General features: G+C 64.1%; 11 protein-coding genes. 10 read left to right on the top strand and 1 reads right to left on the bottom strand.

The window, feature by feature from the left end; all coding sequences use genetic code 11:
• The first annotated feature begins 254 nt into the window (after positions 1–254).
• The gene (locus tag EB75_RS23865) at positions 255–1241 is read left to right on the top strand and encodes an ATP-grasp domain-containing protein (protein ID WP_073697740.1); all 987 of its coding nucleotides are present in this window, start codon (positions 255–257) and stop codon (positions 1239–1241) included.
• The gene (locus EB75_RS23860) at positions 1228–1893 is read left to right on the top strand and encodes an HAD family hydrolase (protein WP_073697739.1); all 666 of its coding nucleotides are present in this window, start codon (positions 1228–1230) and stop codon (positions 1891–1893) included. The genes EB75_RS23865 and EB75_RS23860 overlap by 14 nt, the downstream gene beginning before the upstream one ends.
• 9 nt (positions 1894–1902) lie before the next feature.
• Here EB75_RS23860 and EB75_RS23855 read toward each other — a convergent pair whose 3' ends face one another.
• Positions 1903–3006, bottom strand: a complete 1104-nt coding sequence (locus EB75_RS23855; RefSeq protein WP_073697738.1) for an acyltransferase family protein — start codon at positions 3004–3006, stop codon at positions 1903–1905.
• Positions 3007–3663: 657 nt separating this feature from the next.
• Between EB75_RS23855 and glmS the strand changes: the two genes are divergently transcribed.
• From glmS to EB75_RS23820, 8 genes are read left to right on the top strand one after another with little or no spacing between them, the layout of a single operon-like run.
• A complete protein-coding gene (gene glmS / locus EB75_RS23850; protein WP_073697737.1) occupies positions 3664–5451 on the top strand; it encodes a glutamine--fructose-6-phosphate transaminase (isomerizing) in 1788 nt (595 codons plus the stop codon).
• Between the two features lie 5 nt (positions 5452–5456).
• Entirely contained in the window at positions 5457–6428 is a 972-nt protein-coding gene (locus EB75_RS23845) for an NAD-dependent epimerase/dehydratase family protein (RefSeq protein WP_073697736.1), read from the top strand.
• Positions 6429–6453: 25 nt separating this feature from the next.
• Complete coding sequence (locus EB75_RS23840; RefSeq protein ID WP_286150308.1) at positions 6454–7914, top strand: AMP-binding protein; 1461 nt, start codon at positions 6454–6456, stop codon at positions 7912–7914.
• Positions 7911–8150, top strand: a complete 240-nt coding sequence (locus EB75_RS23835) for an acyl carrier protein (RefSeq protein WP_073697734.1) — start codon at positions 7911–7913, stop codon at positions 8148–8150. The genes EB75_RS23840 and EB75_RS23835 overlap by 4 nt, the downstream gene beginning before the upstream one ends.
• Positions 8147–9613 (top strand): KamA family radical SAM protein, encoded by a 1467-nt coding sequence (locus EB75_RS23830; RefSeq protein ID WP_073697733.1) that lies wholly within the window; start codon positions 8147–8149, stop codon positions 9611–9613. The genes EB75_RS23835 and EB75_RS23830 overlap by 4 nt, the downstream gene beginning before the upstream one ends.
• The gene (locus tag EB75_RS23825; RefSeq protein ID WP_073697732.1) at positions 9610–10440 is read left to right on the top strand and encodes a hypothetical protein; all 831 of its coding nucleotides are present in this window, start codon (positions 9610–9612) and stop codon (positions 10438–10440) included. The genes EB75_RS23830 and EB75_RS23825 overlap by 4 nt, the downstream gene beginning before the upstream one ends.
• A 24-nt stretch (positions 10441–10464) precedes the next feature.
• On the top strand, positions 10465–10620 hold the full coding sequence (locus tag EB75_RS29430) for a hypothetical protein (protein WP_168176112.1): 156 nt from the start codon (positions 10465–10467) through the stop codon (positions 10618–10620).
• Positions 10621–10622: 2 nt separating this feature from the next.
• On the top strand, positions 10623–11510 hold the full coding sequence (locus EB75_RS23820) for a PIG-L family deacetylase (RefSeq protein ID WP_286150307.1): 888 nt from the start codon (positions 10623–10625) through the stop codon (positions 11508–11510).
• The last annotated feature ends 139 nt before the right edge of the window (positions 11511–11649 follow it).

Raw genomic sequence — 11649 nt, 5'->3', positions numbered from 1 at the left:
CTCCGGCCCAGGGGAGCACAGCGCGCTCCAAGGATTCTCACAGGTGACATGTTCGCTGAAACTGCGTGACCATCGACAGCTTCGGCTCGGGTCTCGCTCTATGCGCTGTTGAGGCATACGGTTGCTGATGCGGACGATGTTCGCCAATATTAGCTAGGAACCGCCGTAGCGCTCGAAACGGGGACACATGGCACATCGACTTGCCGCGCCCGCCATCGAGATCGTCCGCGCCGGCCGCCTTGTGGAGCGCCGTCGTGGCCGATAGGGCTGATGGAGCTCGTGCGAACGTCCTGATTCTGTCCGCGGGTCGGCGCGTGGAACTCGTGCAGGAGTTCCAGGCGGCGACCCGACGCCTGTTGCCAGAATCGCGCGTGGTGGCCGCGGACGCGTTGCCGCACTGCTCGGCCGCCTGTCAGATCGCCGATGCATGTGCACAGTTGCCACGCGTGGGGGACGCAGCCTACGAAGACGAGTTGATCGCATTGTGCGACCGGCTGTCGATCGGTCTCATCGTGCCGACGATCGACACGGAATTGCCCACATTGGCGAGACTGCGCGACACGCTGGGCGCGCAGGGCACGTACGCGTGTGTGTCCGACGCGCATCTGGTGACGCACTGCCGGGACAAGCGGCTGACCGGAACGGTCTTCAATGCCATCGACATCCCGTACCCGCGAATCTACGAGCGTCACGACGTCGAGTTCCCGTGCTTCTGTAAGCCATTCGACGGCAGCAGCAGTGTTGGTGCGGAGGTATTGCACTCCGCGGATCACCTCACCGACCGCCAACTCGGTGATCCCAAACTGATGTTCATGGAGTTGATCGGCAGCGATTTTCGTGAGTACACCGCTGACGCCTACTACGACCGGACCGGGCAGCTGAAATGTCTGGTGCCCCGCGAAAGGCTCGAAGTTCGCAGCGGAGAGGTCAGCAAGGGGATCACCCACGGCAGCTTCGTCTACACGTTCCTCTGGCCGCGGCTGCAGCACCTGGACGGTGCGCGCGGTTGCTGCACCGTCCAGGTGTTCGGCAATCCCGTGACCGGTGCGGTCATCGGCCTCGAGATCAACCCGCGGTTCGGCGGCGGGTATCCGTTGACCGCGGCAGCGGGGGCGAACTACGCGGAGTGGCTGCTGCGCGAGTACTTCCACGGCGCCGACATCCCTGTATTCGAGGGCTGGCAGCGCAATCTCCTGATGCTGCGCTACGACGCGAAAGTTCTTGTCCATGTATCTGATTGACTCTTCGGCGTTCGTCGTCATGGACCTGGACGACACCCTGTACGCCGAAGCGGACTACCAGCGATCCGGCTTCACGCATGTTGCCGGGCTCGTCGCGGAACTCTTCGGCGTCGACGCCCTCCCGCTGCTCATGACCTGGCATCAGTCCGGCGACCCTGACGTATTCGGGACTCTCGCAGCGTATTTGGGCCTTCATCCCCGGGCCAAGGAGTCATTTCTGTGGTCCTACCGTCTGCACCGGCCGTCGATCACCTTGGCTGATGGCGCGGTCGACACGGTGAACAAACTCAAACACGCCTGTGCCGGCATCGCGGTTTTGACCGACGGGCGGTCGATCACCCAGCGCGCGAAACTCGCCGCGCTCGGCCTGACCGACATCGAGGCCTACATTTCCGAAGAATGGGGTGCGGCGGACAAACCGGACGCCCGCAGGTTCGAGGCGATCATGTGCCGGAACCCGGGCTGCGATTTCTTCTATGTCGCCGACAATCCAGCCAAGGATTTCCGGGCTCCTGCCAATCTCGGTTGGACGACTATTGGTGTGGGAGAAGGTCATTGTGAAACGCGCGCCATCGGCGAATACGACCATCAGCCGGATTTCTGGATAAGCGAGTTCCGTCATTTGGACGCACTGATCGCCCAAGCCGGTTAGTAGCGGCAGCTAGCCAAATTGTCGGCCGTCGCCGATGTTGCGAGCGTCGCTGGCGGGTGAATGTGGTCGCTGCTTCGCCGCAATTCTGGCCAACCAATTCGGCCCGTCGAAAAGCCAGCTGAAGCCTGTCCTGCGCAGCGCCGCCGACACCAGCAGGGATCCGGCGAGGCCGGCGATGAACGACAGCGTCAGGATCACCCACAGATTCTCCACGCCCAACTTGATCAGCACGATTCTGGCGCCGGAGGAAAGCACGATGTGTGCGAGATAGATATCGAGAGACCTTCGTCCGCACAGCGCCAGAAACCGGGAGTTTCGCGCGGCATGCCCGAAGAGCAGGATCGCCGGCGATGCCACCAATGCCAGCGCAATACCGATCACCACCCGCGCCGGGGTGTGCTGAAACCAGAAGTAGGTCGGCAGGATCGCCGTGGTGTGTACGCATAGGAAGCCCGTAAGCGGAAGCAGCACAACGCTGATCGCTGCCGCCTGGGTAGCTGAGAAACGATCGAGCACCGACTGCACAGTGGCGGTGCCCACGACCAGTCCAGCGACGAAGAACACCACCAAGCCGGTGCCCTGCGTACCGACGTACCCGCCGTCGAGGCCCCAGAAGGCGATGCTGACTGCTGCCGCGATCGCCAACGCCCACGGCGCACGGCCGGCGAGCCATGGCCGCATCGGGACGAAGATCAGCGTGACGAGGACCAGGAACGGCAGGTACCAAAGTTGTACGTCCGGGCGCCAGAGATTGAATGTGTCGATGGTCGAGCGGTGATGATTGGCGTCGCCGCCGGCAAGTACGCGGACGGTTCCCTGGATGACCTCCCAGATCAGATACACCACGACGAGGCTGGGGATCCGCGCTTTGAGGTACGGCTGTAGCCCATGCCGCTCGACCGCCCGGGGGACGAAAGTGCCACCCACGAAAGCGAAAACAGTAAGGCACCACAGGCCGACGCTTCTGGCGACCACGTCCGAATACGCACTGTCGAGGCGGCCGGAGGCCGTCAGTCCCCGGACCACGTGCACCAACGCGATCGCGACAATCGCCGAGCCCCGAGCGACGTCCAACCGGCTGTCCCGTGTCGCGGGGTCAGGTTTGTTCGTCATGGGTGGTCTTGCCTCCGCTGTAGGCAACTCCGAAGTCCTGCTCGGTATCCTTACTCCTTCTCGTCGAACAACACCACCCTTGGGCAATCAGGTATTGCACCGGCCAATTGAATCGGTCCGGATTGACGTGCTGGCAAATAATACCCTTCGTCGCTTATCGCGACGTTGTCAGTTAGCTGTGTTAGCTCGAAGTCTCGGTTCGGGTCAGCGGAACTAGTTCTCGCCGGTCGGGCGACGGGGGCCCGCAGTGCCGGTATTCGACGAATCCGTCAGTAGATCGGCGTATAAAAGGGCGCGCGCCGGGTGGTGAGAACCAGCTGCGCCCGCGGTCCTGGGTATGCCTGCATGCTGGGTGCTGCGAGCGGTTCTGGCCTGTGTTAACCAGTGTTTCGCGCCGATGTCCGTTGCTCAGCCTTCTGTGCCGCTGATGTCGATGTCAGAGGGAGCCCGTCTTCCGGTACTCCTGTCTGCGGTACCCGGCCTAGTCCGCGTCGTCCCGGGGACTAGGTCTGTCTAGTGCGGGTCCAGTCCGAATTCGGCTCTGAGGATCTATGTACGGTCCGGTCAAAGTTAGCCGATAGTTAGGCCACTGCCGATTGTGAGGGCAAACATGCTGCACTCAGCAATCAATCTGCAAATCGAGCAGGGAGATCGGCCATGTGCGGTGTGATCGCATGTCGGACAAGCGAACCGGCGATCGACTACTTGATCGCCGCGCTGCGCCGGCTGGAGTATCGCGGCTACGACTCGGTTGGTGTCGCGGTACGCACTGTCACGGGCGACATCGCCACCGTCCGAACCGTCGGGCGAGTCGGTGCTCTCGACAAACGCGTACGGGAGTGGGCTGGACCAGCTTTCGGTTCGGTGGGCATCGGTCATACCCGCTGGGCGACACATGGCACGGTCACAGAAGACAACGCACATCCGCATGTGGACTGCACGGGTCGTATTTGTGTGGTGCACAACGGGATCATCGAGAACGCCGACACACTGCGCACCGCATTGACCACCTCCGGTCACGTGTTCACCTCGTCGGTCGACAGCGAGGTGATCTGCCATCTGGTGGAAGAACAGCTGCAACTGGGCGGCGATCTCGTCGAGGCCGTGGAGGACGCACTGGCCGTGCTGGAAGGTTCGTGGGCACTGGCCGTATTGGAAAAGGACACCGGCCAGCTCGTGGTGGCCGCCAATCACTCACCATTACTGGTGGCGCACACGGTACTTGGCGATTTTGCGACCAGCGACATCGCAGCGATCGCCGATTGGACCGACCGGTTCCGGGTTCTCCACGACGGCGATGTCGTCGATCTCAGTGGTAGCGGCCGCTGGCGCAATCACGGGGTGGATGTCGTGCCCCAGGCGCTGACGCCCTGTCTGATGCGCGGCAATGATGTCGACCTGGCCGGCTACTCCGACTACATGGCCAAAGAGATCGACGAGCAACCCGAAGCAGTGGCCAGGGTGCTCGACGAGCTGGGCCGAGGGATCGCGGACGGCAAGCTGTGGAGCGATCTCGGGCTGATGCCATTCGACCGCATGCAGGTAATCGGTTGCGGCACATCACTGAATGCCGGGACGGTCGTTGCCAACTTCGTGCGTACCGTCGGCGGGTTTCCTGTCATGACCACGGTCGGCAGCGAAGCCGATGATGCCCTGCTCGAACCGCACACCCTGACTGTTGCGTTCAGTCAGTCCGGAGAGACAGCGGACGTCCTTCACGCGCTGAAATCCCGGGGAGCGTCGCAGCCACCCGTCCTTGCCATCACCAACAGCGCGCATTCCACGTTGGCCCGTCGCGCGGAGGCGGTGGTGACATGCGCGGCCGGTCCGGAGATCGGGGTGGCGGCGACGAAGACCTTCGTGTGCCAGATCGTCGCCGGTGTCGCGGTGATGATCTCCGCGCTCGTCGCCCGACGCCGTCTCTCGGAGCACGCCGCCGGCCAACTCGTCGACGATCTGCGGCGGCTTCCCGAGCAGCTGGCCGCTGCGTGCGCGACGGCCAAATACGTTGTGCCATCGCTCATCGACGGGCTGATGACCGCGTCGGGCTTCATCTTCATCGCCCGGGGTGCCGGTCTGCCGTATGCCGCTGAAGGAGCTTTGAAGCTCAAGGAGCTGACGTATCAGTGGGCCGAGCACTACCCGGCCGGCGAACTCAAGCATGGACCGCTGGCTCTTGTCGGGACCAGTACGCCGGTGGTGGTGATCGAGAGCGCAGACCGCAAACTGGCCGGCAACGTCGCCGAGGTGATGGCCCGCGGCGGCCAGATCATCAGCATCGGCGGGCCCGAGAGCACCCTGCCCGTCGTCGACGACCTGCTGTCGCTGTGGGGTCCGCTGGCGGCCGCGGTGCCGCTGCAGATCCTGGCGCGGCAACTCGCGCTCGCGCTCGGGCGTGATGTGGACAAGCCGCGCAACCTGGCCAAATCCGTGACGGTGGAGTGATCCGAATGCGAGCACTCGTCACCGGCGCCGCCGGGTTCATCGGGTCGACGCTTGTCGATCGTCTCCTCGCAGACGGTCATCAGGTGGTGGGCGTCGACAACATGAGTGCCGGCACCGTGGACAATCTCCAGGAAGCGCTCGCGGCGAACACGACCGACCCCCGCCGATTCACGTTGGTACCGCTCGATATTCAGGCACCCGAGTTGGTGGACGTCTTCGCGGGCGCCAACCCCGACATCATCTTCCACCTCGCGGCGCAGGTCGATCTGAGTGCCGCGGTGGCCGACCCGCACTTCGACGCACGGAACAACGTACTGGGCACCATCAACGTCTGCGAGGCGAGCCGGCTGGCCGGCGTGCGGCGGATCGTCTACGCGGCCTCGGGTGCCTCGAATTCACCTCACGCGGCGGCAAAACTGGCCGGTGAGTTCTACCTCGGCGCATACGCGGGAATGTACGGATTGGCGCCGATTTGCCTTGCGCTGGCTGATGTTTACGGTCCGCGGCAGAACCCGCACGGAGAAGCCGGAATGATAATGGCCTTCGGCAGCGCGCTCATCTCGGGTCGTCCGGTGACGATCTACGGTGAAGCAACCGCTGTCCACGACCTCGTCTACGTCGATGATGTCGTGGCTGCGTTTGTGCGCGCTGCCGAGGCGCCCATGCAGATCACCGGCACCTTCCAGGTCCGCGCCGGGCGTCAGGCGACCGTAGCGCAAGTACTGCAGATGATTTCGTCGGTACACGGCCAGCAGTGGTCCCCGAACGTCGCTTCGGCCTGCATCCCCGATATGCAGGCCGAAGCGGCCGGCGCGGCGTATGCGTGCGAAACCTTGGGCTGGCAGCCGGCCGTCGGCCTCATGGACGGCATGCAGCGTACGATGCAGTGGCTGCGCACCGTTGTCGATCCGGGCCTGGCGTTGTTGCCGATCAGTTGTGACAGCCGAGCCGTCCAGGAGACCCGCCGTGCTTCGTGACGGAATGCTGAACACACTGCCCCCCTTGGGAATTGCCGAACCCGGGACGGTGGCCGCCGACTGTGGTGATGTCGTGGCGGACTTCACCGCGGTCGCTCGGGTCCGGCACCAGAGCAGCGCCATGGTGCACAACGGTGTCCCGATCACCTACGGGGACCTTGCCGCACGTGTCGACCGCACCGCGGCGCAATACCGGGTACGCCGCGGCGGGCGTCCGGGTCTGATCGGCGTATTGGTCTCGCACACACCCGTTGTGGTGGAGCAGCTGCTCGCCGTCATGCAGGCGGGGGCCGCCTATTGCCCGATCGACGCCGCACTGCCTGCGGCTCGGCAACACACGTTGGCCGATGTGATGGGCCTGGACGAGTCGTTGACCGCGGATCTGGACTCCGAGGCCCCGGCGTACGTGCTGTGCACGTCAGGCTCGACCGGGGCGCCGAAGCCGGTGATGATCTCGCGCGGAGCCCTGGTCGCCACGGTGCGAGCATTGCGTCAGCTCTTCGGACTCACCCCGGATGACCGGGTACTGCAATTCGCTTCGCTCGGCTGGGACACCTGCCTGGAGGAGATCCTGCCCGCGCTCACCGCCGGCGCGACGTTGATCTTCGACGACGCCGCATACTGCGGTTCCTTCCCCCGGTTCGTCCGGATGCTGAGCGAACAAGCGGTCACTGTGCTCGACCTGCCCACGGCGTTCTGGCATGAACTGGTGCTGTACCTGCACGAGGAGGGTGCGGCGCTGCCCGAGAGCGTCCGTCTGGTCGTGATCGGCGGTGAACGGGTCGATCCGACCCGACTGCAACAGTGGCGCGACCTCGATGTCGGAAACATCCGATTGCTCAACACCTACGGCTGCACCGAGACGACCATGATCACGCACGCCGTGCAGCTCAGTGGACCCGAGACCGACCCCGAAACCATGGCCGGCGACGCCGAGGCGCCGCTGGGGCACCCCCTGCCCCATATCCGCGATCACGTCAGCGCCGACGGTGAATTGCTGGTGTCGGGCGCGTCGCTGGCCATGGGCTACCTCGGACTGCCGGACCGGACCGCCGCGGGATTCCGGGTCAGCGACCACGGCGACGGGCCGGCGCGGTGGTTCCACACCGGCGACATCGTCACCCGCGGTCGTGATGGCCTGCTGTATGGCCACGGCCGGATCGATGAACAGGTGAAAGTCCTTGGTGTGCGGGTACATCCGGCCGAGGTCGAGGCACACCTGAACGCGCACCCGGCGGTCGCCGGCGCCGTCGTGGTCGGTGAGCGGCTCGTGGGCCGGACTGCGCTCGCGGCGTATGTCGTGGCGGCCAAGCCCGTCACATCGGGCGAACTCAAACGGCATCTGGCGGAGCGACTCCCGCGCCAGTTCGTGCCGTCGCGAGTGAAATTCGTTACCGCGCTGGCATATACGGCCAGCGGGAAGGTTGATCGGGCGGCGACGCGCCGTGCCGCAATGGAGCACGACGGTGAAGGAGCCGATCAATGAACGCCGAGCACATCATCCGGATCTTCCAGAAGGTGCTGAACACATCTGCGGTGGCTGCGGGGTCCGACTTTTTCGATCTGGGCGGCGATTCCCTGCTGGCCACCCGCGTACTGAGCGCCATCGCACGGGACTTCGGAGTGGAACTGTCCTTCGAGGACTTCCTGGATCAGCCCACACCGGACGGGCTGACCGGCAAGGTCCGCGCACTGACGGTGGAAGAGGTGCTGGCGCAATGACAACACTCAGTCACATCGACGGACCGACCCGGACCGGTTTCACCGCGGCTGCGGATCAGCCGTATTCATATGTGCGGAAACCGTTGTCGGAGCCGGATTGGCGGCGTTACCCGGGCTGGGCGACGGTCAGCGAGACCGATTGGCACGACCCGCAGTGGCAGCGCGCGCACTCGATCAAGAACGTCAAGCAGCTGTATGCGGTGACGGGGGCGCTGCTCGACGACCTGTTCTATGAAGACCTGGTCGCCGATCAACAGCAGCGGGCCACCATGTCGATGTTGCTGCCGCCGCAGATGCTCAACACCATGGCACCGCACTGTGCGCCGGTTCGCCATGGTCTCACTGCCGCCTTCTACACCGACCCGATCCGTCGCTACATGCTGCCGGTGCTCAGTGATCGTGATCCGGTGTGGTGTTCGCACCCGTTCGCCGAGCGGGATTCGTTGCACGAGAGCGATATGTGGGTTGTCGAAGGGCTGACCCACCGGTATCCGACCAAGGTGCTCGCAGAGCTGCTGTCCACCTGTACGCAATACTGCGGGCACTGCACCCGGATGGATCTGGTCGGCAACTCCACCCCGACGGTCGCCAAGGCGAGGCTGTCCCTGCAGCCGGTCGACCGGCAGACCCGCATCCTGGAGTATCTGCGGGCCACGCCGACCGTGCGTGATGTCGTGGTGTCCGGTGGTGACGTGGCGAACGTGCCGTGGCCGCGGCTCGAAGCGTTCGTCACCCAACTGCTCGCCATCGACACCGTCCGCGATATCCGTTTGGCGACAAAGGCACTCGCGGCGCTGCCCCAGCACTGGCTGCAACCGAAGGTCGTCGAAGGCGCGGGCCGGGTGGCGCAGCTCGCCGCGAGCCGCGGTGTCAATCTCGCAGTGCATACGCACATCAACCACGTGCAGTCGGTGACGCCGCTGGTCGCGGCAGCGACGCGCGCACTGCTCGCCGCCGGAGTGCGAGACGTACGCAACCAGGGCGTGCTGATGCGCGGTGTGAACGCCACCGCAGGCGACCTGCTGGACCTGTGTTTTGCCCTTCAGGGCGAAGCCAACATCCTGCCGTACTACTTCTACATGTGCGACATGATCCCCAACGCCGAACATTGGCGGACGGCGCTGTGGGAAGCGCAGGAGCTGCAACTGGCGATCATGGGATATCTGCCCGGCTTTGCGACGCCGCGAATCGTGTGCGACGTGCCCTATGTCGGAAAACGCTGGGTCCATCAAGTGGTGCGGTACGACCGCACCCGTGGCATCTCGTACTGGAACAAGAACTACCGCACCGGTCTGGATTCGACAGAGGTCGACGCGTTGAACGACGTCTACCCGTTCTACGATCCGATCGGCAGCCTGCCGGCGTCGGGGCAGGAATGGTGGCGGAAGAGCTGCCAACATCCCCGTGGCGCAGCGGTTTCCACGACGGTGTTCGACGCACACGCCGAGCCGGTCTGGCGATGACCGTTCAACTGGCTCCGATCACGGACGCGGATGTGGCAGCGGTGGCGGAGTTTCTGCACACCCACCACGATCCCGGCGTCGACTGGGGCCAGGCATGCGCGGCGGCGTTGGGGACGGTGACGGCGCCCAACCATGGCTTCATGCTGCGGGACGGGCAGACCGTCGTAGGCACGCTGCTGGCCATCTACTCCGAGCGGCTGGTACAGGGGCGGGTGGAGCGATTCTGCAACATGGGGTCCTGGTGCGTGCTGCCGAACTACCGGGCCCGCAGCATCCTGCTGGTGAATGCGCTTCTGGCGCAAGAGGGTTACCACTTCACGGTGCTCTCACCCACCGTCGGGTCGCAGGAGATTCTGGCCTGGCTCAAGTTCGGGTTCTTCGACACGTCCGCAGTCCTCATCCCCAACCTGCCGTGGCCGTCGCTGCCGGGCCGAACGCGGATCACCACCGACCCGGATGTCATCGATGCCACGCTCACCGGTGCCGCACTGGACCTCTACCGTGACCATGCGCCGTCGCCCGTCGCGCAGCACCTCGTGCTGACCCACGGCCTGGACTCCTGCTACGTCATGTACCGCAAGGCGTGGCCGGCGCTCGCCAACATCCTGCACGTCAGCAATCCTGCTCTGTTCCAGCGGGCGCTGATCCCGTTGACCCGTCATCTCTTGATGCGGTGCGGGCTGGTGGCGACCCTCGCCGAACTCCGAATCATCGAGCGCGCACCACATCTGGCTTTCCGGCTGAACAGCTGGCCGAAGATGTATCGCAGTCCCAGCTTGGCACCGGCACAGATCGATTACCTCTACAGCGAACTCGTCTGCGTCTGAGAACGCCTGGGCAGGAAGGATCCGATGGCCATGATGGAGCTGCTGACCCCGCTGGTGATGCTGCTGGCCGGTGCGGTCCTGGCCGCATTCGTCATTCTCATCGCCGTCGACGTCGCGATCTTCCTCCGGCTTCGATCGAGCTTTCCGCAACACCCTGGCCAGTACCCGAAGGCGCACTAGGAATGTTCACCGCCGAGATGCTGCAGCATCGCCGATCCCTTCTCGGGGCTCGGCCACGCAACGTGGCGGACATATCCGGTGACGAGTTCCCGCGGATGCCCGACGCGGTCATGGTCGTCGCTCATCCCGACGATGAAATCCTTTGGTTCAGTTCGGTATTGCGGCAGTGCAAACGGGTCGTGGTCTGCTTCGGCGCGTCAGCGACGTCGACGGAGACCTGGGACGACGGTCGCGCGGTGATGATGGATACGTATCCACTGCGCAAGGTCCAGTTCTTGCGCGTACGGCAATCCGATGCCTTCGAGGCGTCGAACTGGAACAAGCCCATGGAGGATGACAGCGGGTTGCGGCTGTCGCGGCGGCCGAGCCCGAGTTATGAGAAGAACGCGGCGGAGCTGCGGCGAATTCTGGCAGTGGAATTGAGTGGGGAGAGCTTGGTGTTCACCCACAATCCGTGGGGCGAATACGGCAACGAAGAGCATGTCCAGGTTTTCCGCGTGCTCACCGCACTGAAGGACGAGCTCGGTTTCGATCTCTACGTGGACAGCTACGTCAGTGACCGCAGCGCCAAATTGATGTGCAAGTCCGCGCGGTCACTGGAGGGGAATCCTCTGGTGTGCCAGACCAACAGGACACTGGCACACACATTGCGCAACCAGTACCTGAAGAACAACTGCTGGACGTGGATGACCGACTACGAGTGGCCGGCATACGAATCCTTCTACCACGTTGCGACTGCGGTCGACGGGGCCGAATCCGGAATTCCCGCCGGTTACCCGTTGAATTATCTGACCTACAGCTTCAAGCGCGGTCCGATCAGAACGATCGCAGGCAAGGCGCTGCCCGCGTCGGTCAAATCTCGGATGAAGCGGGTCTGCCATGTTCGGTGAGCCCAGTCTGATCGGCGCAGGTATTCGACGACGTGCACCGCCGCGGTGGTGCTGGATATCCGGACAAAATGTATTCAAACCATCTGTGGCCCTTGCCAGACTGCGTATCGCTGGTAATCGGGGCGTTCTGAAAGCTTGC

Origin of the sequence: Mycobacterium sp. ST-F2 (assembly GCF_001905655.1) — a bacterium.
Classification (GTDB): Bacteria; Actinomycetota; Actinomycetes; order Mycobacteriales; family Mycobacteriaceae; genus Mycobacterium.
The sequence above is the reverse complement of the archived record's forward strand: the minus strand, read 5'-3'. Positions and strand labels throughout refer to the sequence as shown.

Excerpts from the sequence above, each read along its gene's own strand:
- EB75_RS23860 (WP_073697739.1), top strand. The coding sequence starts at position 1,228 with ATGTATCTGATTGACTCTTCGGCGTTCGTCGTCATGGACCTGGACGAC.
- EB75_RS23855 (WP_073697738.1), bottom strand. The coding sequence starts at position 3,006 with ATGACGAACAAACCTGACCCCGCGACACGGGACAGCCGGTTGGACGTC.
- glmS (WP_073697737.1), top strand. The coding sequence starts at position 3,664 with ATGTGCGGTGTGATCGCATGTCGGACAAGCGAACCGGCGATCGACTAC.
- EB75_RS23845 (WP_073697736.1), top strand. The coding sequence starts at position 5,457 with ATGCGAGCACTCGTCACCGGCGCCGCCGGGTTCATCGGGTCGACGCTT.
- EB75_RS23835 (WP_073697734.1), top strand. The coding sequence starts at position 7,911 with ATGAACGCCGAGCACATCATCCGGATCTTCCAGAAGGTGCTGAACACA.
- EB75_RS23830 (WP_073697733.1), top strand. The coding sequence starts at position 8,147 with ATGACAACACTCAGTCACATCGACGGACCGACCCGGACCGGTTTCACC.
- EB75_RS23825 (WP_073697732.1), top strand. The coding sequence starts at position 9,610 with ATGACCGTTCAACTGGCTCCGATCACGGACGCGGATGTGGCAGCGGTG.
- EB75_RS29430 (WP_168176112.1), top strand. The coding sequence starts at position 10,465 with ATGGCCATGATGGAGCTGCTGACCCCGCTGGTGATGCTGCTGGCCGGT.
- EB75_RS23820 (WP_286150307.1), top strand. The coding sequence starts at position 10,623 with ATGTTCACCGCCGAGATGCTGCAGCATCGCCGATCCCTTCTCGGGGCT.